The 21208-nt window shown below is 61.8% G+C and carries 19 protein-coding genes; 9 read left to right on the top strand and 10 right to left on the bottom strand.

Annotated elements, in window-relative coordinates; all coding sequences use genetic code 11:
- Positions 1–104 precede the first annotated feature (104 nt).
- Positions 105–1370, bottom strand: coding sequence for an NAD(P)/FAD-dependent oxidoreductase (locus FJ936_RS26300; RefSeq protein ID WP_140793729.1), 1266 nt, complete (start codon positions 1368–1370; stop codon positions 105–107).
- Positions 1371–1534: 164 nt separating this feature from the next.
- Here FJ936_RS26300 and FJ936_RS26295 point away from each other — a divergent pair, with 164 nt between their 5' ends.
- On the top strand, positions 1535–2194 hold the full coding sequence (locus tag FJ936_RS26295) for a 5-formyltetrahydrofolate cyclo-ligase (RefSeq protein WP_140619572.1): 660 nt from the start codon (positions 1535–1537) through the stop codon (positions 2192–2194).
- A gap of 4 nt (positions 2195–2198) precedes the next feature.
- Here the strand turns inward: FJ936_RS26295 and FJ936_RS26290 are convergent, their stop codons facing one another.
- Complete coding sequence (locus FJ936_RS26290) at positions 2199–2672, bottom strand: Lrp/AsnC family transcriptional regulator (protein ID WP_015317948.1); 474 nt, start codon at positions 2670–2672, stop codon at positions 2199–2201.
- A gap of 157 nt (positions 2673–2829) precedes the next feature.
- On the opposite strand from FJ936_RS26290, the gene ald reads away from it, so the two are divergent.
- Both ald and FJ936_RS26280 read left to right on the top strand, forming a co-directional pair.
- Positions 2830–3945, top strand: coding sequence for an alanine dehydrogenase (gene ald / locus FJ936_RS26285; RefSeq protein ID WP_140793731.1), 1116 nt, complete (start codon positions 2830–2832; stop codon positions 3943–3945).
- Positions 3946–4160: 215 nt separating this feature from the next.
- The gene (locus FJ936_RS26280; protein WP_141907143.1) at positions 4161–5450 is read left to right on the top strand and encodes an outer membrane beta-barrel protein; all 1290 of its coding nucleotides are present in this window, start codon (positions 4161–4163) and stop codon (positions 5448–5450) included.
- A gap of 230 nt (positions 5451–5680) precedes the next feature.
- Here FJ936_RS26280 and FJ936_RS26275 read toward each other — a convergent pair whose 3' ends face one another.
- The 5 genes from FJ936_RS26275 to FJ936_RS26255 all read right to left on the bottom strand — a co-directional run bounded on the left by FJ936_RS26275 (position 5681) and on the right by FJ936_RS26255 (position 9644).
- Positions 5681–6148, bottom strand: coding sequence for a DUF1203 domain-containing protein (locus FJ936_RS26275; RefSeq protein WP_140664374.1), 468 nt, complete (start codon positions 6146–6148; stop codon positions 5681–5683).
- 201 nt (positions 6149–6349) lie between these two features.
- Entirely contained in the window at positions 6350–6913 is a 564-nt protein-coding gene (locus FJ936_RS26270) for a GNAT family N-acetyltransferase (RefSeq protein WP_140720514.1), read from the bottom strand.
- A 4-nt stretch (positions 6914–6917) separates the two neighbouring features.
- Entirely contained in the window at positions 6918–7829 is a 912-nt protein-coding gene (gene sseA, locus FJ936_RS26265; RefSeq protein ID WP_141907142.1) for a 3-mercaptopyruvate sulfurtransferase, read from the bottom strand.
- A 37-nt stretch (positions 7830–7866) separates the two neighbouring features.
- Positions 7867–8610: an alanyl-tRNA editing protein gene (locus tag FJ936_RS26260; protein WP_140792825.1), complete on the bottom strand. Its 744-nt coding sequence runs from the start codon at positions 8608–8610 to the stop codon at positions 7867–7869.
- Positions 8610–9644, bottom strand: coding sequence for a cysteine synthase A (locus tag FJ936_RS26255; protein WP_140792827.1), 1035 nt, complete (start codon positions 9642–9644; stop codon positions 8610–8612). Before FJ936_RS26255 ends, FJ936_RS26260 begins: the two co-directional genes overlap by 1 nt.
- A 224-nt stretch (positions 9645–9868) precedes the next feature.
- Here FJ936_RS26255 and FJ936_RS26250 point away from each other — a divergent pair, with 224 nt between their 5' ends.
- Entirely contained in the window at positions 9869–10690 is an 822-nt protein-coding gene (locus FJ936_RS26250) for an SDR family oxidoreductase (protein WP_140792829.1), read from the top strand.
- 91 nt (positions 10691–10781) lie between these two features.
- Positions 10782–11756, top strand: coding sequence for an alpha/beta fold hydrolase (locus tag FJ936_RS26245; protein ID WP_141907141.1), 975 nt, complete (start codon positions 10782–10784; stop codon positions 11754–11756).
- A gap of 103 nt (positions 11757–11859) precedes the next feature.
- Here FJ936_RS26245 and FJ936_RS26240 read toward each other — a convergent pair whose 3' ends face one another.
- Entirely contained in the window at positions 11860–13281 is a 1422-nt protein-coding gene (locus tag FJ936_RS26240) for a DEAD/DEAH box helicase (RefSeq protein ID WP_015317958.1), read from the bottom strand.
- Positions 13282–13689: 408 nt separating this feature from the next.
- Between FJ936_RS26240 and FJ936_RS26235 the strand changes: the two genes are divergently transcribed.
- A complete protein-coding gene (locus tag FJ936_RS26235) occupies positions 13690–15222 on the top strand; it encodes an acyl-CoA carboxylase subunit beta (RefSeq protein ID WP_015317959.1) in 1533 nt (510 codons plus the stop codon).
- Between the two features lie 11 nt (positions 15223–15233).
- Here FJ936_RS26235 and FJ936_RS26230 read toward each other — a convergent pair whose 3' ends face one another.
- On the bottom strand, positions 15234–16784 hold the full coding sequence (locus FJ936_RS26230) for an NAD(P)H-hydrate dehydratase (RefSeq protein WP_141907140.1): 1551 nt from the start codon (positions 16782–16784) through the stop codon (positions 15234–15236).
- Positions 16785–17141: 357 nt separating this feature from the next.
- Between FJ936_RS26230 and FJ936_RS26225 the strand changes: the two genes are divergently transcribed.
- Complete coding sequence (locus FJ936_RS26225) at positions 17142–17480, top strand: P-II family nitrogen regulator (RefSeq protein ID WP_006205430.1); 339 nt, start codon at positions 17142–17144, stop codon at positions 17478–17480.
- 67 nt (positions 17481–17547) lie between these two features.
- Positions 17548–18957, top strand: a complete 1410-nt coding sequence (gene glnA, locus FJ936_RS26220) for a type I glutamate--ammonia ligase (protein WP_015317961.1) — start codon at positions 17548–17550, stop codon at positions 18955–18957.
- A 665-nt stretch (positions 18958–19622) separates the two neighbouring features.
- Here the strand turns inward: glnA and FJ936_RS26215 are convergent.
- Positions 19623–20663 carry a glutamine synthetase beta-grasp domain-containing protein gene (locus tag FJ936_RS26215; protein WP_015317962.1) on the bottom strand — a complete coding sequence of 347 codons (1041 nt, stop codon included), beginning with the start codon at positions 20661–20663 and terminating at the stop codon, positions 19623–19625.
- A 313-nt stretch (positions 20664–20976) separates the two neighbouring features.
- Here FJ936_RS26215 and FJ936_RS26210 point away from each other — a divergent pair, with 313 nt between their 5' ends.
- Positions 20977–21171: a DUF2735 domain-containing protein gene (locus tag FJ936_RS26210; RefSeq protein WP_140619551.1), complete on the top strand. Its 195-nt coding sequence runs from the start codon at positions 20977–20979 to the stop codon at positions 21169–21171.
- Positions 21172–21208: the final 37 nt, after the last annotated feature.

Raw genomic sequence — 21208 nt, 5'->3', positions numbered from 1 at the left:
CTTCGCGCTGAAATCAGCTCAAGTCCACTCAAGAAGTCGCGCGCATCGGCACGCCAATCCATCAGCAACAGATGACGGCCGGATGAAAGGCGCGGTGAAGAAAGTCAGGTCTTGTCGTCGTCGCCCTGGGTGATCAGCCGGGCGCTGCGCTGGCCTGTGACGTAGATCCATAGCCAGCTCAGCGAAACCGCAAGCCGGTTGCGAAAACCGATCAGGAAATAGATATGTGCAATGCCCCAAAGCCACCACGCAAGCCAACCGGTGAGCTTGATCCAGCCGAAATCAATGGCGGCGGCGCGCTTGCCGATCGTCGCCAGATCGCCGGCGTGCTTGTAGTGGAAAGGCCGCGGGCTGGTGTCGCCGGCAAGCCTGGCCTTGACGGTCGCGGCAACATGCCGTCCCTCCTGCTTGGCGGAAGGCGCGACGCCGGGCACGGGCCGCCCGTCGGGCCGGAGCACGTGGGCGGCGTCGCCGATGACAAAAATCTCCGGGCTGCCGGGCACGCTGAGATCAGGCTCGACCAACACCCTGCCCGCCCGATCCGCCTTCACTTCCAGCCATTCGGCGGCTGGCGAAGCGGCAACGCCGGCTGCCCACAGGATCGTGCGGGCCGGCAGAACCGTGCCGCCAAAAACCACGCCGTCGGCATCGCAGCGCGTAACGGCCTGGCCGAGCTCGACCGAAACGCCAAGCCGTTCCAGCGCACTCCCGGCGTAGTCGGAGAGCTTTGGCGCGAAATTGGCCAGAATGCGGTCGCCGGCCTCGATCAGCACCACCCGCGTCTGGCGCGTATCGATGTTGCGGAATTCGCCGCGCAGCGTGTCATGTGCCAGTTCGGCGATGGTTCCGGCGAGTTCGACCCCGGTCGGCCCGCCGCCGACGATGACAATGGTCAGCAGCGCTTGGCGCCTGGCAGGGTCAGATTCCCGCTCCGCCTGCTCGAAGGCCAGAAGAATGCGGCGCCGAATGGTGGTGGCATCCTCCAAAGTCTTCAGGCCCGGCGCGAAAGGCTCCCATTCGTCATGGCCGAAATAGGCATGCCGCGCGCCGGTGGCGAGCACCAGCGTGTCGTAGGCGACGGCGCTGCCGTCGTCGAGCAGAACGCGTTTGCCGGACCGGTCGACACCCGTGACATTGGCGAGCAGTGTCGTCACATCCTTGCGCTTGCGCAGGAGATGGCGGATCGGCCAGGCAACCTCCGAGGTTGCCAGCGCCGTGGTTGCCACCTGATAGAGCAGCGGCTGGAACAGATGATGGTTGCGCTTGTCGATCATCGTGATGCGCACCGGTGCCCCGGCCAGTGCGCGGGTGAATTCGAGACCGCCGAACCCGGCACCGACGACGACGACATGATGTCTGGCATCGCTCATTTGATTCACCCCTGATGGGCAAGATTGCCTGCCCTAGATGTAGGTATCTTGTGCAATGCAACAATGGCAGGATAGTGCGTGAGACTCGTCGTTCCATGTCGTGAATGCACATGTTCTATCGTATCGCGAGGTGTAGCGTCATCGAACATGAGATGAGGTGAGGCATGGCTAACGATCATGACAACCAGGGCCCGGCGCAATACTCTTCGCCGCCCTGCTTCATGCACGAGCTCGACCCTGCGTTCCAGGCACCACTCAGCGACTGGACCGACGTGCGGCGTTGGCGCAAAGCCGAGCGCGAAAGGCTAATCGCCGCCCGGCTTGAAGTTTCCGCCGACGCCCGAACAGCAATGTCGCAACGCATCGCCGGCGGGCTGGATGCACTTGTCGGCGAGATCGCGGGCCGCATGGTCAGCCTTTACTGGCCGTTTCGCGGCGAGCCGGATCTGCGGCCCTGGATGGCGTCCGTCAATGAGCGTGGCGGCCGCACCGCGCTGCCCATCGTTGTCGAGAAAGGGCAACCGCTGATCTTCCGCGCCTACAAACCGGGCGACCGGTTGGAAAAGGGCGTCTGGAACATCCCGATTCCGGCAGAGGGTGATCCGGTGCTGCCGGACATCGTCATCTCGCCCATTGTCGGCATTGATCCGGCAAGCTATCGCCTGGGCTATGGCGGCGGCTTCTTCGACCGTACGCTGGCCGCCATGCCGTTCAAGCCACTGGTCATCGGTGTCGGCTACGAGTTGCAGCGTATCGCCACCATCTATCCGCAGCCGCACGACATCCCGATGGATCGGATCGTGACGGAGACGGCCACAGTATAGGGCTCTAGGCCATCTCCGGCTTCAGACCCATTGCCGTCCGGTCGACGATTTCGCGCAGGGCGAAGGACGAATTGATCTTCGTCACATGCGGCATCGCCGACAGCCATTCCTTGTGGATGCGCTCGTAGTCGACGAGATCCTTGGCCGCGATCCTCAGGATATAGTCGTACTCGCCCGACATCAGGTGGCACGACAGCACGTTGGGGCAGCGTTTGATCGCCGCCTCGAAATCCGACAGCGTCTTTTCGAACTGGCCGGAGAGCGATATGTGGACGATCGCCGTCATCTGGTGGCCAAGGGCCGCGTTGGACAGCCGGGCGTGATAGCCGCGGATGGTTCCGGACTTCTCCAAATTGTCGAGCCGCCGCGAGCAGGCCGACTGCGACAGGCCAACCTTCTCGGCAAGGGCCGCGTTCGGCATCCGCCCGTCCTTCTGCAAAGTCTCAAGAATGGCGATATCAATCCTGTCGAGCGGCATTTCTCGTGATTCCTGCGAAAATCCGTCTATTTTTTGCAACGAATATCGAAACTGGCCCGTCCACGCAAGCGCATTCGCAAACACCTGCACGCCGATTCATGGTTCACTCCAGCACTACAGGGAGTGAGCCCAAAAGGGCCCGGATCAGGAGAAGAAAATGCGCATCGGCTGCCCCAAGGAAATCAAGAACCACGAATACCGTGTCGGCCTGACGCCGGGCTCGGTTCGCGAATATGTCGCCCATGGCCATGAAGTGCTGGTCGAGACCGGCGCGGGAGCCGGCATCGGCGCCGATGACAATGCCTACCGCGCTGCCGGCGCCGTCATCGCCAAGACGGCCGCCGACGTGTTCGCCAAGTCGGACATGATCGTCAAGGTCAAGGAGCCGCAGCCCAATGAATGGGCACAGCTGCGCGAAGGCCAGATCCTGTACACCTATCTCCATTTGGCTCCGGATCCGGAGCAGACCAAGGGCCTGCTCGCCTCGGGCGTGACGGCGATCGCCTACGAAACCGTGACCGACGATCGTGGCGGCCTGCCGCTGCTGGCCCCGATGTCGGAAGTCGCCGGCCGCTTGTCGATCCAGGCCGGCGCCACGGCGCTGCAGAAGGCCAATGGCGGCCGCGGCGTGCTGCTCGGCGGCGTACCCGGCGTGCTGCCGGGCAAGGTCACCGTGCTTGGCGGCGGCGTCGTTGGCCTGCACGCGGCCCGTATGGCCGCCGGCCTTGGCGCCGATGTCACCATCATCGACCGCTCGATCCCGCGCCTGCGCCAGCTTGACGACCTCTTCGCCGGCCGGGTCCACACCCGTTACTCGACCGTCGAGGCGCTGGAGGAAGAATGCTTCTCGGCCGACATCGTCGTCGGCGCCGTGCTCATCCCGGGCGCCGCCGCACCGAAGCTCGTCAGCCGCGAAATGCTGTCCGGCATGAAGAAGGGCTCGGTACTGGTCGATGTCGCCATCGACCAGGGCGGCTGCTTCGAGACCTCGCACGCCACCACCCATGCCGAGCCCACCTACGAGGTCGACGGCGTGATCCACTACTGCGTTGCCAACATGCCAGGTGCCGTGCCGGTCACCTCGGCCCACGCGCTCAACAACGCGACGCTGCACTATGGTCTGCAACTCGCGGACAAGGGCCTGAAGGCTCTGGTCGATGACCATCACCTGCGCAACGGCCTCAATGTCCACAAGGGCAAGATCACCAACCGCGCGGTCGCCGAAGCGCTCGGCTACGAACTGGTCGAGCCGAAAGCAGTGCTGGCGGCTTAATATACCCGGAAAAAGTCAACTCACACTCTTGCCCGCCGGTTCACTCCGGCGGGCTTTTTGCTTTGGGCAATGATGCGCCAAACCCGCTTCCCAGAGGACCGTCGAAGCGTGTGCCGTAAGGGCACTTTACCCCCTATTGTTGCATTTTTGCCATACCCTTCTTGGCCGACTCCCTGCTAGGAACATCTTGGGCTTATTGATTAGGGGTACGGGCTATGTTTCTTCGCGTTTCAGCGAAATCTATTCTTCTTGGTGCTGTTTCTGCTGTGGCCTTGATTTCGGCGGCCCATGCCGCCGACGTCGTGCAGCCGGTGGAAGCGTCCGGTTTTAACTGGAGCGGAGCTTATGTCGGCATCGGTGGCGGCTTCGGCGCCAGCGTGCACAAGTTCAGCGTGCCGGGCTTTGACTTGAACGGCGTCGGCGGTAATGGCGGATTCGGCGAACTGACCGCGGGCTACGACTATATGGTTTCAGAGCGCTTCCTATTGGGCGGCTTTATCGATGCCAATTTCGGGAATATCGGCCCGTCGATCAGCTTCCCAGGCGCCGACATCGACCTGACTGACTCCTACGGTTTCGACGTCGGTCTGCGTGCCGGCTATCTCCTCAACCCGAGCACACTCGGCTACGTGCTCGGCGGATACAGCTGGCAGCATTTCAAGCTTGATGGATCGGGCGGTGCTGAAGGATTGGAGTTCACTGAAAACCGCAGCGGCTATGTGCTGGGTGTCGGCATGGAAACCGTGCTGCGCGGCAACTGGACGCTGAAGACCGAATATCGTTACGCAAACTTTGGCGACAAATCGCTGATCGATTTTGGTGGCGTTTCGTTGAACGGGGAACCGTCCACCCACACCTTCCATATCGCAGCCAACTATCGCTTCGGCGCGCAGAACGGCGGCGGGGCTTCATTCGCTGCTCCGACGTACAGTTGGACCGGCTTCTATGTTGGTGGCGCGCTTGGCGCCGGAACGGCTGTTCACAAGCTGGGCGTCGACTTTGGTGGCGGCTCTGTCGATGCCAATGGCTTAGGCAGCGAAGGCGTGTTCGGCGAGTTGAGCGGCGGCTACGACTACGATTTCGGCACCTGGGTTGCTGGCGTGCAGATCGATGGCCGCTATTCCGGAATACGATCGAAACTCGACTTTTTCGGCGCATCCGTCAAACTCGACTCCGATTATGGCTTTGACGCATTGGGCCGTGTCGGTGCCAAGGTCAACGAATCGACCCTGGCCTATGTGATCGGTGGCTACAGCTACCAACATTTCGACCTGCACGGTTCGGATCCGATCGGCGACATCATCGATTGGAACAAGAGCGGTTTCACCGTGGGTGGCGGCCTCGAAACGGCAGTCTCCAGCAACATGACCGTCGGTCTCGAATATCGCTATTCGCAATTCGCCAAGAAGGATTTCTCGTCTGAATTTGGTGCACCGGATGGTACGCTGACCGACAAGGCTTCTTTCCAGACCGTCCGCATCGGCGCGAAGTACAAGTTCAACTAGGCCCTCCAGGCAAATAGTCTAAGCCCGTCGGCTTGGCCGGCGGGCTTTTTTGTTGCGGGAAGGATTTGCGCGAAGCGCGGACAACAAAAAAGCGGAGCCAAAGCCCCGCTTCCTCGATATCGAGATTGCCGCCGGTTCATCCGCGGTCGGCCAATCGATCGACACTGGCTTTCTAGCGCGTCTATGCGACAGCAGTGCGACAGAGACTTTCTGCCGCCAATCCCTTGATCTTATGCGCGCTCGATGCGGCACTGATAGCAATTGTTGCGCGCCGAGCGGACATGCACATAGGCGATGTCCTCACGCTCCAACAAAGTCTCGGCTCGTGCGGCAATTGCTCCGGTCGGGATGATGCCACCGCTGCCGTAGACGATGCGATCATCGCCGCCATAGCCGCGCACGATATAGTCCGGGCTGTCGAGGATCTCCGGCGGCTCCCTTGTCCCGACGGCACGCTCGCATTCCTGGGCATGCAGGAAGATCGGCCCGGTTTCTGCATAGGGCTGAGGGTCTGGAAATGGCCGGTAGGCGAGGATGAGATAGACATCGCCGGCGGCGATATTCCTGAGACAATGACGGCAAGGCATCCCGTCGCCGTCAGAGATTTTCCGCTCGGGCGTACGGCCATAGGCATCGGGGCCGCCGCGCTGCAGCGCCCTGACATTTTCGGTCGGCAGAGCTGTGAATTGGATGGTCATCGTAAGATCTCCGGTACTGGCGACCGGAAACTATGCGCTCGCCGCCGTGCTTCCCACCCGATTCCTGCCAAGCGTGCATGAGCCGATCCGATGTCGGATCCTCCCTTCGAGCTCCGGGAGGGCTACCGAAATCGTTAATCGGCTAATCAGTTCGACAATCCGTTGACGAATCGTCGAAGCGGCGGCGGATTCCGGCTGAACTTACGGCCGCATGACGCTGGCCGAGCGCTCGGCGAAAGGCAGGGGATGCACGACTTCCTTCTTCTGCGCCACCGGCGTGAAACCGAGCTTCTGGTAGAGCGGTAGCGCGGCCGGGTGGTCGAGCGTGCAGGTCTGCACCGTCACCCTTTTCGGCCCATACGACCATGCCGCGGCAATCGCCGAACCAAGGAACCAGCGACCGATGCCTTGACCGGTGGCATGTTCCATCATGCCGAAATAGGCGAGTTCGACTTCCTCGGGCAGATGCGGCTTGAGATCGAAGAAGCCGGCCGGCGCACCGTCGAGATAGAGCACCCTGATGTCGCGATCCTCGCGGTGGATTCCGGCTGACAGCTCATCGTCATTCAGCCTCAGAACATTCACCCAGTGCCATTTGCGTCCCACCCGGTCCATCAGGTAGCGATAGAAATGCAAGGGAATGTCCCTGGTTTTCAGCAGCGCGACCTGGCGGTTGTAGGGTACCGGTGGCGAGACGGGCGGTGGGGCATGCATTTCGAGAAAAGTCACCGTGACCTCAATGTCCTGCAGCACGCCGTTTTCCATCAATTCATTCCTTGCCGGTCGTTGCTGGGCCAGTCGTTGCTGGGCCGGTCGTTGTAGGGCCGGTGGTCGCTGGGCCGGTCACGACTGGTGTATCGGACAATCCGCCCCACTCGGTCCATGAGCCGTCATAAAGCCTGTTGTCGGTATGGCCAAGCGTCTCCAGCGCCAGCGTGACCACCGCGGCGGTGACGCCGGAGCCGCAGGATGTGACCACGGGCTTGGATAGGTCGATACCGGCGTCCTCTATCACCTTGCGCAAACGGTCCTTCGGCAGCAGCCTGCCGTTTTCCGACAATGCGGAGTACGGCACATTGCGCGCGCCCGGCATGTGGCCGGAGCGGATGCCAGCGCGGGGCTCGGGTTCGCTGCCGGTGAAGCGGCCCGGCCCACGGGCATCGGCAATCTGGCCTGCCTTTGTATCGACAATCCGGCGCATATCGGCCAGACCGACGACGCGACCGGCGTCGAAATCGGCATGAAAGACGCTTGGCGCGATCTTCGTCGGCTCGGTCGTTACCGGCCGGCCGGTCGCCTTCCAGCCATCAAAGCCGCCGTCCAGAATATAGGTCTGGAAGACACCCATGATCCGGAACATCCACCATGCCCGCGGTGTGGAGAAAAAGCCCGGGCCATCATAGACGACGATGGTGTCATCGGCCGAAACGCCCATCGCGCCGACATATTGGGCGAAATGCTGCGGGGATGGCAGTGTATGCGGCAAGGCAGCGTCAGGATCCGAAACCGCGTCCTGGTCCAGGAAACGGGCGCCAGGAATGTGAGCCGCATCATACTCGGCGCGCGCGTCGCGCCTTTGTGCAGGCAGATACCAGGAGGCGTCAATGATCGTCAGGCCCGGCTGGCCGAGGCGTTCCTGCAGCCAGTCCGCATCGACGGTAAAAGGACTGTCTTCGGCCATTCTTTTCTCCTGCCGCCTTTTGATGGTGTCTGTCTGTTCAGTTCGCCGCCATCGGGCCGAAGCGGATGCGGAAGCGCCTGTTCTCCCGGCCCTTCTTTTCGATCTTGCCGATGTGGATTTCGCCGATTTCGCCGGTGCTCCTCACATGGGTGCCGCCGCAGGGCTGGCTGTCCACCGAGGCATTGTCACCGATGCAGACCAGACGGATCTTGCCGGTGCCAACAGGCGGTCGGACGTTCTTGGACTTCACCAAGCCAGGATTCGCGGCCAATTCCTCGTCGCTGATCAGCCTGGTGAAGATGGGATGATCGGCCCGCACCAGATCCATCATGCCGGCGGTCACCTCTTCCTTGGTGAAGCTGGCGTCTGGAATGTCAAAATCGACACGGCTGTCGTCCTCGGAAACCGCCGCCCCGGTGATCGGGAACGGGCAGACAACGGTGAGCAGGTGGCAAGCCGCGTGCATGCGCATCAGCAGATGCCGGCGCTCCCAGTCGATGGCGAGCTTCACCGTCTCGCCCACCTCCGGCAAGGCCTGCTCCGGTGACGGCACATGGATGATCTCGTCCTTGGTCTCGCCAGTGATCGTGGCGGCAATTGCGACGCGGCTGCCGTCGGCACGCTCCAACGTGCCGCTATCGCCCGGCTGGCCGCCGGAAGTGGCATAGAAGATCGTCCGGTCGAGGATGATGCCGCCGCGCTCATTGATGGCGACGACCGTGGCATCCGCCGTGCGGAGATAGGCGTCGTCGCGAAACAGCGCTTCGGTCCGGTGCGCCATCAGGTGACCTTCTCGAAGGGCACTGAAATCTTGCTCTGCAATTCCATCCAGCCTGGTACCGGCAGTTGCTTTTCGCGCAGGAATTCGGGGTTGAATAGCTTCGACTGGTAGCGCGTCCCGTAGTCGCAAAGGATCGTCACGATGGTGTGGCCCGGACCCAATTCCGCAGCCAGCCGCATCGCGCCGGCGATGTTGATGCCGGTCGAGCCGCCGACGCACAGGCCTTCCTCCTGGATCAGGTCAAAGACGATCGGCAGCGCGTCCTCATCCCTGATCTGGTAGGAGAAGTCAGGCGTGAAGCCTTCGAGGTTGGCGGTGATGCGCCCCTGCCCGATGCCCTCGGTAATCGAACTGCCTTCTGACTTCAGCTCGCCGCTGGTGTAGAAACTGTAGAGCGCGGCGCCGAGAGGGTCGGCGAGCGCGATCTTGACGTTCTTGCTCTTGGCCTTCAATCCGAGCCCGACACCGGCCAGCGTTCCGCCCGACCCCACCGCCGAGACAAAACCGTCGACCTTGCCGCCGGTCTGGGCCCAGATTTCCTCGGCCGTGGTGCGGATATGGCCATCGCGGTTGGCGACATTGTCGAACTGGTTGGCCCAGATCGCGCCGTTCGGTTCGCTCCTGGCCATCTGCTCCGCCAGCCGTCCCGACAGTTTTACGTAGTTGTTGGGATTCCTGTAAGGCACGGCCGGCACTTCGATCAGCTCGGCGCCGAGCAGCCTGATCGTGTCCTTCTTTTCCTGGCTCTGCGTATCCGGAATGACGATGACAGTGCGATAGCCCAGCGCCTTGGCGACGAGCGTCAGCCCGATGCCGGTGTTGCCGGCGGTTCCCTCGACGATGACACCGCCCGGCAGCAACAGGCCGCGTTGTTCGGCATCACGGATGATGAACAGGCCGGCGCGATCCTTAACCGACTGCCCCGGATTCATGAACTCGGCCTTGCCCAGGATCTCGCAGCCGGTTTCGTCGGAAGCCTTGTTGAGGCGGATCAGGGGCGTGTTGCCGATCGCGTCGATCACTGAACGGGGCATTCGGGATTCCTTGTATGCGTGCGCCGAAACCCTAGAAACCCAACGCTTCGGTTTCAAGGCAAGAATTCGTCTGGTCCAGTCGCATTTCCGGCGCTGCGGTGTATGGATGTCGCCGGGGACCGGTGGACACCGGACAGTTCATTTGCACCCGGCGTCGAGAAGCACTCTTTTCATTCGATTTCTCCACCGCTAGAGCAAGACATAACAACTCGGCAGGGCGCAGCATGACACTCTATCGGGCCGATCCGAAACACGGCGTAGCCTGGGTCACCGGCGGCAGCAGCGGCATTGGCCGCTCGCTGGCCAGGGATCTGGCGTCACAAGGCTATGCGGTGGCTGTGACAGCGCTGGACGACGATCCGATCGACACGCTCATCGTCGAGACCGCGCAGATGCCGGGCAAGGTCGTGTCCTTTCCCTGCGACGTCACTGACGAGCCGCGCATGGCAAGAACGGTGGCGGCGATCGAGAACGACCTCGGGCCGATCGTGCTCGCTATCTTCAATGCCGGAAATTACATCTCGACACCCGGAGAGTCCCTCGTCGTCAAGGATTTCCGCCGCTCCTTCGATGTCAACTATTTCGGCATCATCAATGGGCTGGTGCCTGTCGTCGAGCATATGCGGGTGCGCGCGCGTGGGCATGTCGTTCTGGTCGGCTCGGTGACTGCCTATTTCGGCTGGCCGACCACGGCGGCCTATGGCGGTACCAAGGCGGCTATCAACATCCTGGCCGAGTCGCTGAAATATGATTTCGACAAGATGAACATCCGCGTCCAGGTGATTAACCCCGGTTTTGTCGACACGCCATTGACCGAAAAGAACATGCTGCCGATGCCTGGCCTGATGCCGGTCGGCCGCGCGACGCGCCGCATGGTGCGGGGAATCAAATCCGGCGGCTTCGAAGTGACGTTCCCGTACAGAACGAGCTGGCCGTTGAAAATTCTCGGCATGCTGCCAAGGCCGCTATGCCGATGGGTGATCAGCCTGACGACCAGCTGGAAAGCGCGCCCGCTGCATTATGAGCGCAAACCGCCCAACAAATAATGCCCACAGGATTGGTGGCTTGGCCGCCTGAACGGCCGTTGCCTGTTCATGGCCACCACCATAGTTTGAATGTTGTTGCGTGGAGTCTGCGATGGGGCGACGGATCGTGCTTGCTGTGCTGGGCCTGATCGCCGTCCTTGCACTGACCTTCCTACTGGGTCCACGCTTACCCGTCGACACCACGATCCATTTCGATCCTTCCGCCATCGGCGACGACCCACAGGCCTATGTGGCAAAAGTGGAGGCTGCCGTACCCGGTATCCGCGACGGGCTGGAGAAGGAGATCGTCTGGGCCAACCCAATGGTGCACGCAAAGACACCGCTGTCGATCGTCTACATCCACGGCTTTTCCGCATCGAAGGGCGAGATCCGACCCTTGCCCGACGACGTGGCCGACCAGCTCGACGCCAACCTGTTCTACACCCGCCTCACCGGCCACGGGCAGGACGGCGCGGCGATGACGCAAGGCAGCGTCAACGCCTGGATCAACGACTATGAGGAGGCGCTCGCCATCGGCCGGGCAATCGGCGACAAGGTGATCGTCATCTCGACGTCGACCGGCGGCGCGCTGGCGGCCTGGGCAGCGACGCAGCCCGGGGCATCCGAGGGTGTGGCGGCCATTGCATTCATCTCGCCCAATTTCGGCGTGAAAGCATCCGGCGCCGAGATCCTGACCATGCCCTGGGGCAAGCAGATCGCCGAACTCGTCGCAGGCAAGGAACGCAGCTTCGCGCCGCGCAACGCGCTGCATGAGAAATTCTGGACCACCAGATATCCAATCGCCGCGACGATGCCGATGCAGGCGCTGACCGACCTTGCCTATGGCGCGCCGGTGGAGAAGGCGACCATTCCCGCCCTGTTCATCTTCTCGGATATAGACAAGGTCGTGCGACCCGACCGCACGCGTGAGATCGCCGCGCGCTGGGGTGCCGCGCATGAGCTGGTGCCCATCGAAAGCACTGGCGATCCAGACAACCATGTCATTGCCGGCGACGCGCTATCGCCATCCACCACCGCATTCCTGGCGCAACGGATTGCCGTCTGGATCGAAGCGGTGGCGAAGTGAGGTTCGAAGACAAAACGGCGGCTGAAGCAATGTTCAGCCGCCGTTTCATTCGTAGTCGGCACCAGGCAACCGTTAAGAACTGGCCGGTTGCCGCGAGGTTTCGTTAGGCAGCCCGTGCGGCCGGACGCTTGCCGCCGAAGCGGCGCTTGTTGTTGCCCTTGAAGGGTTTTGCACCTTCCGGCTTGCGCTCACCGGCAAAGGCCGGCTTGTCGCCGAAACGCTTCTTGCCGAAGCCGTTGTTCGGCTTCTTCTCGCCGCCCGGCCGCCTGCCGTCGCGACGGCCATTGCGGTCGCGATCGTTGGCAGGTTCGAAGCGCTCGTTCTTTTCCGCAGGATTGCGTGCGGGATCGGGGCTGCCGAGATGGTCGGCAACGATTGGCAGCTTCGTGCGGATGATGCGCTCGACCTGACGCAGCTTGCTGTTCTCCGAAGGATCGCAGAGCGTGATCGCGATGCCATCCATACCGTTGCGGCCGGTGCGGCCGATACGGTGGACATAGCTTTCGGCTTCGTCCGGCAGGTCGAAATTCACAACATGGCTGATGCCGGGCACGTCGATGCCGCGCGCGGCGATGTCGGTCGCGACCAGAATGCGCACCGATCCATCACGGAAATCATTCAGTGCCTTCTGACGGGCATTCTGCGACTTGTTGCCATGAATGACGGCGGCCTTGAAGCCGTCGCGTTCCAGGTCCTTGGTCACCCGGTCCGCGCCATGCTTGGTGCGCGAGAAGATGATGACGGACTTCATCGCTTCGTCGGCGAGCATCGTCGACAGCACCTGGCGCTTCTGCTTGGTGCGGGCGAAGACGACGCCCTGGACGATCTCTGCCGCCGCGGTGCTTTGCGGCGAGACCTCGATGCGGACCGGGTTCTTCAGGAGGCCCTTGGCGAGTTCGGCGATCTCGTCCGGCATGGTGGCCGAGAACAGCGCCGTCTGACGATCGGGCGCGGTCGCCTTGGCGATGCGCTTGACGTCGTTGATGAAGCCCATGTCGAGCATGCGGTCGCCCTCGTCCAGCACCAGCCATTTGGTGTCGGAGAGGATGAGGTCGCCCTCGCGCACCAGGTCGGTCAACCGGCCGGGCGTGGCGATGAGGATATCGACGCCGGGAGCAACCTTCTTCACCTGGCTGAAGCGCGAGACACCGCCCAGCACGAGTGCCGTCGAGACATGCGCGCCCTTGGCGAGGATCTTGATGGTGTCCTCGATCTGCACCGCGAGTTCGCGGGTCGGCGCCAGGATGAGCGCGCGGGTCGTCTTGGCGCGCCGCTTGGTGCCGAGTGCGATGATCTTCGACAGGATCGGCAGCGCGAAGGCAGCGGTCTTGCCGGAGCCGGTCTGGGCGATGCCGAAAATATCACGGCCTTCCAGCTGCGGCGGGATAGCCTGCATCTGGATCGGCTTCGGTTCGGCGAAGCCGGCATTGTGGGTGGCCTTGAGCAGCGCACCGGTAATTCCCAGCGCCGCGAAACCGGAGAGTTCCGCGGTGTCGTTGCCGGGCAATGTGTTTTCGTTGGTCAAAATAATCTTCTTTCACGCGGCCTCTGGCCGCAAACGTCAATGGCGGCAGGGCGCAACCTGCCGTCGAAAATTTGAATGAAACGACAAGGCGGGCGGACGCGTGCGTCCACTCGGCTGCGCTGTCGTGCCCGCAGGCATCATGCCACGGGGCTTTTTCGCCACTTTGTGATGTATCGGAAGAGGGCCGATATACCGGAAAGAGGGAAAACAGACGCAACCAGTCTCATTTGTCGAGAAGGCCGGAATCTCCCGGCCCAAGCGCCTATGGGCTGCATATGGCTGAGTTCGGCCTGGAATGCAAGGGGCGCAATGTTGCGGTGCAGCAAAAACCAGCCAAAAAGCCGACGCTTGCACTCCCCGACCGGCATCATTACCACAAACGCAGCTTCCGATTTTGGGGATCGAACGATGAAGGACGTGCTGAAGGAACTCGAGCGGCGGCGCGACATCGCCCGCATGGGTGGTGGCCAGGCCCGTATCGATGCGCAGCACAAGAAGGGCAAGCTCACCGCGCGCGAACGCATCGAAGTGTTTCTCGACGAAGGCTCGTTCGAGGAATTCGACATGTATGTCGAGCACCGCTCGACCGATTTCGGCATGGAGAAGACAAAGATCGCCGGCGATGGCGTCGTCACCGGCTGGGGCACGGTCAATGGCCGTCCCGTTTACCTCTTCGCCAAGGATTTCACCGTGTTCGGCGGTTCGCTGTCGGAAGCCCATGCCGAGAAGGTCATCAAGGTGCAGGAGATGGCGTTGCGCAACCGTGCGCCAATCATCGGCCTCTACGATGCCGGCGGGGCGCGTATCCAGGAGGGCGTGGCAGCCCTCGGCGGCTATGCCGAGATCTTTCAGCGCAACGTGCTTGCGTCCGGCGTCATTCCGCAGATTTCGGTCATCATGGGCCCATGCGCCGGCGGTGACGTCTATTCGCCCGCCATGACCGACTTCATCTTCATGGTGCGCGACACCTCCTACATGTTCGTCACCGGACCGGACGTGGTGAAGACCGTAACCAATGAGACGGTGACCGCCGAGAGCCTCGGCGGCGCGTCGGTGCACACGACGAAGTCCTCGATCGCCGACGGCGCCTATGACAATGACGTCGAGGCGCTCTTGCAGATGCGGCGGCTGATCGACCTGTTGCCAGCTTCCAACACGTCGGAGATCCCCGAGATCGAATGCTATCAGTCGGTCACCGACCATGACATGTCGCTCGACCGGCTGATCCCCGACAACGCCAACAAGCCTTACGACATCAAGGAATTGATCCTGAAAGTCGCCGACGAAGGTGACTTCTTCGAGATCCAGCAGAGTTTTGCCAAGAACATCGTCACCGGTTTCGGCCGGGTCGAAGGCCGTACCGTTGGCTTTGTCGCCAACCAGCCGATGGTGCTGGCCGGCGTGCTCGATTCCGACGCCAGCCGCAAGGCGGCGCGCTTCGTGCGCTTCTGCGACTGTTTTTCTATTCCCATCGTCACCTTTGTCGATGTTCCAGGCTTTTTGCCGGGCACGGCGCAGGAATATGGCGGGCTGATCAAGCACGGCGCCAAGCTGCTTTTCGCCTATGCCGAGGCGACCGTGCCGAAGATCACCGTCATCACCCGCAAGGCCTATGGCGGCGCCTATGATGTGATGGCGTCAAAACATCTGCGCGGCGACATGAACTATGCCTGGCCGACGGCGCAGATCGCCGTCATGGGGGCGAGAGGCGCGGTCGAGATCATCTACCGCAAGGACATCGGCGATGCCGAAAAGATCGCGGCCCATACAAAGGCTTACGAGGACCGCTTCCTGTCGCCTTTCGTGGCCGCCGAGCGCGGCTATGTCGACGAGGTGATCATGCCGCATTCGACCCGCCGCCGCATGGCCCGGGCGCTTCGCATGCTGCGCAACAAGGATATCCAGAACCCCTGGAAGAAGCACGACAACATCCCGCTGTGAACGCATCGAGGTCATCGCTCAAGTGCGGTTGAACAGCGCCCTCCTCCGGCAGCCACCAATTCGCGCAGCACCGGCACCGTCGCCAACGGCAAATCCTCGGCGATCAATCCTGGTCCGAACCTGCTGCCGGCCTCGGCATGGATCCAGACCGCCGCGCAGGCCGCTTCGAAAGCCGGCATGCCTTGGGCAAGCAATCCGGCCGTGACGCCGGACAACACATCGCCCGATCCTGCGGTGGCAAGCCAGGCCGCGCCGTTGGCATTGATCGCTGCCCGGCCGTCGGGAGCGGCGATCACCGTGTCGGCGCCCTTGTAGACGATGACGGCATTGGCGCGCGCTGCCGCCGCGCGTGCCTTGTCCAGCTTGGACGAGACGTCGTCATCGGCGATGTCCGCGAACAGCCTGGCGAATTCGCCTTCGTGCGGTGTCATCACCAGCGCGGGCGCGTCCGGCCTGCGGGCGGCTTCGAACAAGACATCCGGCGCCTCACGAAACGAGGTGATCGCGTCGGCGTCGAAGACAAGGCCGTCAATTCCGGCGGACGCGGCCGCCGGCTTGCCCGACGCGAGTAGCGCAAGTGCGAACGCCCGGGTTTTCTCACCGATGCCAAAGCCGGGTCCGAGCACAAACGCCGATAGCCGGCGCTCCCTGACGAATGCTTCAATGTCGGCAGCTTCGTCGGCCTTGCGCAGCATGATCGAGGTCAGGTGCGCGGCATTGACCTGCATGGCGTTGCCCGGCGACAGCACCGTCACCGCCCCTGCCCCGCTTCGGGCAGCGGCAAGGGCTGAGAGCCGCGCGGCGCCTGTGGCGCTCGGCCCGCCGGAAAAGACGCCGACATGACCGCGCTTGTATTTGTGGGCATCGATGGCCGGCACCGGCAACTCGCGCTGCCAAAGCGCTGGTCCGTTCTCGAACGTGCGGGGCTGCAGCCTTGCGATGATCTCCGCCACTATGCCGATATCGGCAAGCACGATCTCGCCGCATCTTTCCCGGCCCGGCAGCAGCAGATGGCCGGGTTTCTTGCGCGCGAAGGTCACTGTGAGGTCTGCTGAAAACGACGTTCCGAGCACTTTGCCGCTGTCACCGGAAATGCCGGAAGGCAGGTCGACGGCGACAACCCGCAAATGCAGCTTGGCGGCCAGATTGACCGCCCTGGCGGCTTCGCCGGACAGCGGCTTGGACAGCCCTGCCCCATAAAGCGCATCGACCACGATCGAGCGGGGACCGGGATCAAAGTCCGATAGCGGTCGGGGCTTGATGGGGCATTCCGCGGCGGCGACTGCCGCGTCGCTACCCGGCCTCGGCGGGCCAGACGTCCAGACCGTGGTGGCGACACCGCTGCCGGCCAGAATGCGAGCGACGACATAACCGTCGCCGCCATTGTTGCCCGGGCCGCATAACACATGGACATGCGCTGCCGAGGGATAGCGGCTGAGCACTTCGGTCGCGACGGCCTGCCCGGCACGGCGCATCAATCCAACGCCGTCGGTTGGACCTGCTGCAATTGTCAGCCGATCCGCCTCGCCCATCTCGGCGGAGGTAAGAAGTTCGTGGCTCATGGATTGCCGATCCGCATTCGATCAAGCATTGTCCAGTTTTCGGCTCGACGCAAACGGGGAGGAGTTGGCGCTGTCATGAGCACGTCGATCGGCGCGAGGATTGCAGGCACCGATCTGCCCGCAAGATGAGCAATTTGCCCGAATATTGGGCAGACATGCACAGTCGTGCCGGGTAGGCTGCAGCCATCTATGCCGCTTCCGATGCAGCGAATGACGCGAATTTGCATATGGGGGTGACATGACTTTGAAATCGTATGACACCGCTTCTGTTCCCTTCGACTGGCACAGTTCGTGCTTGATTGAGGCGCAAGCGGGGGCTCACAACCCGTTTTTTTGGCAGTGGAGGCCACTTTTTACATGAAAAAGATCGAAGCGATCATCAAGCCATTCAAGCTGGACGAAGTGAAGGAAGCGCTTCAGGAGGCCGGACTGCAAGGCATTACCGTGACCGAGGCCAAAGGCTTCGGCCGCCAGAAGGGTCATACCGAACTCTACCGCGGCGCCGAATATGTCGTCGACTTCCTGCCCAAGGTGAAAATCGAGGTCGTGCTCGGCGACGATGCCGTGGAAGGCGCGATCGAGGCTATCCGCAAGGCGGCCCAGACCGGCCGCATCGGCGACGGCAAGATCTTCGTCTCCAACATCGAGGAAGTGGTGCGCATCCGCACCGGCGAAACCGGAATGGACGCGGTTTGATCCGAGCCGGCCATCCTCTAAGAAACGTCATCCATCAAAAAACGTCAGCACACAGGGATTACATGACATGACGACAGCCAAAGACATCATGAAGCAGATCAAGGACAACGACGTGAAATTCGTCGACCTGCGCTTCACCGACCCGAAGGGCAAGCTGCAGCACGTCACCATGGATGTCGTCGAGGTCGAGGAAGACATGTTCGCCGACGGTGTCATGTTCGACGGCTCCTCGATCGCCGGCTGGAAGGCCATCAACGAGTCCGACATGGTGCTGATGCCCGATCCGGACACCGTCCACATGGATCCGTTCTTCGCGCAGTCGACCATGGTCATCCTGTGCGACATTCTCGATCCGGTCTCGGGCGAATCCTACAACCGCGACCCGCGCGGCACCGCCAAGAAGGCCGAGGCCTACATGAAGTCGGAAGGCATCGGCGACACCATCTATGTCGGCCCGGAAGCCGAGTTCTTCGTGTTCGACGACGTGAAATACAAGGCCGATCCGTATAACACCGGCTTCAAGCTCGATTCGACGGAACTGCCGTCGAACGACGACACCGATTACGAGACCGGCAACCTCGGCCACCGCCCGCGCATCAAGGGCGGCTATTTCCCGGTGCCGCCGATCGATTCGGCGCAGGACATGCGCTCCGAAATGCTGACCGTACTCGCCGAAATGGGCGTGCGCGTCGAAAAGCACCACCACGAGGTGGCAGCCGCCCAGCACGAGCTCGGCATCAAGTTCGACACGCTTGTCCGCAACGCCGACAAGATGCTGATCTACAAGTACGTCGTGCACCAGGTCGCCAATGCCTATGGCAAGACGGCCACCTTCATGCCGAAGCCGATCTTCGGCGATAACGGCTCGGGCATGCACGTTCACCAGTCGATCTGGAAAGGCGGCAAGCCGACTTTCGCCGGCAATGAATATGCCGGTCTTTCGGAGAGCTGCCTGTTCTACATCGGCGGCATCATCAAGCATGCCAAGGCGATCAACGCCTTCACCAACCCGCTGACCAACTCCTACAAGCGCCTGGTGCCGGGCTACGAGGCGCCGGTGCTGCTTGCCTATTCGGCGCGCAACCGTTCGGCTTCCTGCCGCATCCCGTTCGGCAGCTCACCAAAGGCCAAGCGCGTCGAAGTCCGCTTCCCCGATCCGGGCGCGAACCCCTACCTCGCTTTCGCCGCCATGCTGATGGCAGGTCTCGACGGCATCAAGAACAAGATCCATCCGGGACAGCCGATGGACAAGGATCTCTACGACCTGCCGCCGAAGGAACTGAAGAAGATCCCGACCGTCTGCGGTTCGCTGCGCGAAGCGCTCCAGAGCCTCGACAAGGACCGCGGCTTCCTGAAGGCCGGCGGCGTCTTCGACGACGACCAGATCGACAGCTATATCGAGCTCAAGATGGCCGAAGTGATGCGCTTCGAAATGACCCCGCATCCGGTCGAGTACGACATGTACTATTCGGTCTAGGATTCCGCTCGAATAATGTTTTAAGGCCCTTGAAGGTTTTCCCCCTTCAAGGGCTTTTTGCTGATCCAAAGGCTCATCGATGGATTGCGTGCGGCCAGCCACACAACGATGGTCAACTTGCTTTTTTGGGGGACGCAATCAATCGCCAGGAGCGAGCGGCACACTGCCTCAGGCTGCAATGCCCGCTCGTCCGGCGCCCCCGCCAATGCCGTCGTTCACGAAACCCCCGCCCCGTTCGAACAGCATCGCTTGGCGTAACCCCAAGGCCACGAATACGCATGCCGCGGCGTAGCCTGTCAACGCCGCCACACGGAGGCATAAATCGCCGATTTCAATGTATGAACAGTGGCTTATATAAAGGACCGCCGCGTACGAACCGAGCTGAAACAGGCTGTTTTCCGGGCTTTTTCAATGAAAACTTGGAACCGCACGAGACGAGTAGCGGCAAGGAGCGTCAGCCAAAGCCGCTCGTTTCGGTGAAACCGCTCGTTGTTTTTCAACCTGACTTTTTTTGGGGGAATTCGCCGCTCCGGGGCAGTCGGTGACGACGCTGACCGCGCGTGGCGTCATGTCGGGTCGGTAAAAAGAAAGGCCCGGGCGCTTCCGCCCGGGCCTTTATTGCAAGAACATCCATCTGCCGCGCATTGAAGCGCCCGCAAAACGGATCAGGCGGCGGCCGAAATCTCTGCGCTCGCCGGCACCGAAGCGATCGTCTTCAGGATCTGCGAGGCGATCTGGTAGGGGTCGCCCTGCGAGTTCGGACGGCGGTCTTCCAGATAGCCCTTGTAATCGTTCTTGACGAACGAATGCGGGACGCGGATCGAGGCGCCGCGATCGGCGATGCCGTAGCTGAACCTGTTCCACGGCGCGGTCTCGTGCTTGCCGGTCAGACGTTTGTCGTTGTCCGGGCCGTAGACGGCGATGTGGTCCATCAGGTTCTTGTCGAAAGCCGCCATCAGCGCTTCGAAATAGGCCTTGCCGCCGACTTCACGCATATAGGTGGTCGAGAAATTGGCATGCATGCCCGAGCCGTTCCAGTCGGTGTCGCCGAGGGGCTTGCAGTGGTATTCGATGTCGATGCCGTACTTTTCGGTCAAGCGCTGCATCAGATAGCGGGCCATCCACATCTGGTCGGCGGCCTTTTTGGAACCCTTGCCGAATATCTGGAATTCCCACTGCCCCTTCGCCACTTCGGCGTTGATGCCTTCATGGTTGATGCCGGCCGCGAGGCAGAGATCAAGATGTTCCTCGACGATCTGGCGCGCAACGGAGCCGACATTCGAGTAGCCGACGCCGGTATAGTACGGCCCCTGTGGTGCGGGATAGCCGCTCTCGGGGAAGCCGAGCGGACGGCCGTCCTTGTAGAAGAAATATTCCTGCTCGAAGCCGAACCAGGCGCCTTCGTCGTCGAGGATGGTGGCGCGCTTGTTGGATGCATGCGGCGTAACACCGTCGGGCATCATGACTTCGCACATGACGAGCACGCCGTTGGTGCGGGCCGGATCGGGATAGACCGCGACCGGCTTCAGCACGCAATCGGAGCTGTGGCCCTCGGCCTGCTGCGTCGAGGATCCGTCGAAACCCCACAGCGGCAGTTGCTCGAGCGTCGGGAACTCAGCGAATTCCTTGATCTGCGTCTTGCCGCGAAGATTCGGGACCGGGGTGTATCCATCGAGCCAGATATACTCGAGCTTGTATTTGGTCATTCTAGAGCCTCTCGTTGCTTGGACACCGCAAGCAGGCGGATGTCGATGCATGGCCGAAACAGGCCGGCCTGCCGATGGATAAAAAGCAATTCGTGTGCCACTCGGCTCTCGCAGGGTGCGGCAAAATGATCGTGCCCAGGCGATTATTTTAATGAGCCGCCTCAGCAATGCTTGCGGATGATCCAGGCAGCAATATTGCTTAAATCATAGGCAAATCATGATCTTTTCGTAGGCATATTGCCTAAATGAATCGCAGGACCTATTTTGGTGCAAGCTGAATCAACGAGCGCCTGAAAAAGCGGGGACACCGGCAATGCAAGTCACGCAATCGCGTCCGTCGGCGAAAATCCTGATGTTCCCGCTGGCAGCGCGCAGGACTGCCTTAAATTTAGGCGCCAAGGCCAAATTCGCGGCAGAGCTTGCCGCGCTTCGCGGCGAGCACGCCGATTTCGATGGCTGGTATCACGAGGCCGCCGTCGAGGAAGAAGACCCGCGGCGGAAGGGCTGAACCCTTCCACGTCGATCTTGAATAAAAAAGCCCGGCG

Source organism: Mesorhizobium sp. B2-4-13, assembly GCF_006658535.1.
Taxonomy (GTDB): Bacteria; Pseudomonadota; Alphaproteobacteria; order Rhizobiales; family Rhizobiaceae; genus Mesorhizobium; species Mesorhizobium australicum.
The sequence above is the reverse complement of the archived record's forward strand: the minus strand, read 5'-3'. Positions and strand labels throughout refer to the sequence as shown.

Excerpts from the sequence above, each read along its gene's own strand:
- FJ936_RS26210 (WP_140619551.1), top strand. The coding sequence starts at position 20,977 with ATGCAAGTCACGCAATCGCGTCCGTCGGCGAAAATCCTGATGTTCCCG.
- FJ936_RS26225 (WP_006205430.1), top strand. The coding sequence starts at position 17,142 with ATGAAAAAGATCGAAGCGATCATCAAGCCATTCAAGCTGGACGAAGTG.
- glnA (WP_015317961.1), top strand. The coding sequence starts at position 17,548 with ATGACGACAGCCAAAGACATCATGAAGCAGATCAAGGACAACGACGTG.
- FJ936_RS26230 (WP_141907140.1), bottom strand. The coding sequence starts at position 16,784 with ATGAGCCACGAACTTCTTACCTCCGCCGAGATGGGCGAGGCGGATCGG.
- FJ936_RS26235 (WP_015317959.1), top strand. The coding sequence starts at position 13,690 with ATGAAGGACGTGCTGAAGGAACTCGAGCGGCGGCGCGACATCGCCCGC.
- FJ936_RS26250 (WP_140792829.1), top strand. The coding sequence starts at position 9,869 with ATGACACTCTATCGGGCCGATCCGAAACACGGCGTAGCCTGGGTCACC.
- FJ936_RS26270 (WP_140720514.1), bottom strand. The coding sequence starts at position 6,913 with ATGGAAAACGGCGTGCTGCAGGACATTGAGGTCACGGTGACTTTTCTC.
- FJ936_RS26290 (WP_015317948.1), bottom strand. The coding sequence starts at position 2,672 with ATGCCGCTCGACAGGATTGATATCGCCATTCTTGAGACTTTGCAGAAG.
- FJ936_RS26275 (WP_140664374.1), bottom strand. The coding sequence starts at position 6,148 with ATGACCATCCAATTCACAGCTCTGCCGACCGAAAATGTCAGGGCGCTG.
- FJ936_RS26215 (WP_015317962.1), bottom strand. The coding sequence starts at position 20,663 with ATGACCAAATACAAGCTCGAGTATATCTGGCTCGATGGATACACCCCG.
- FJ936_RS26245 (WP_141907141.1), top strand. The coding sequence starts at position 10,782 with ATGGGGCGACGGATCGTGCTTGCTGTGCTGGGCCTGATCGCCGTCCTT.
- FJ936_RS26255 (WP_140792827.1), bottom strand. The coding sequence starts at position 9,644 with ATGCCCCGTTCAGTGATCGACGCGATCGGCAACACGCCCCTGATCCGC.
- sseA (WP_141907142.1), bottom strand. The coding sequence starts at position 7,829 with ATGGCCGAAGACAGTCCTTTTACCGTCGATGCGGACTGGCTGCAGGAA.
- FJ936_RS26260 (WP_140792825.1), bottom strand. The coding sequence starts at position 8,610 with ATGGCGCACCGGACCGAAGCGCTGTTTCGCGACGACGCCTATCTCCGC.
- FJ936_RS26300 (WP_140793729.1), bottom strand. The coding sequence starts at position 1,370 with ATGAGCGATGCCAGACATCATGTCGTCGTCGTCGGTGCCGGGTTCGGC.
- ald (WP_140793731.1), top strand. The coding sequence starts at position 2,830 with ATGCGCATCGGCTGCCCCAAGGAAATCAAGAACCACGAATACCGTGTC.
- FJ936_RS26295 (WP_140619572.1), top strand. The coding sequence starts at position 1,535 with ATGGCTAACGATCATGACAACCAGGGCCCGGCGCAATACTCTTCGCCG.
- FJ936_RS26280 (WP_141907143.1), top strand. The coding sequence starts at position 4,161 with ATGTTTCTTCGCGTTTCAGCGAAATCTATTCTTCTTGGTGCTGTTTCT.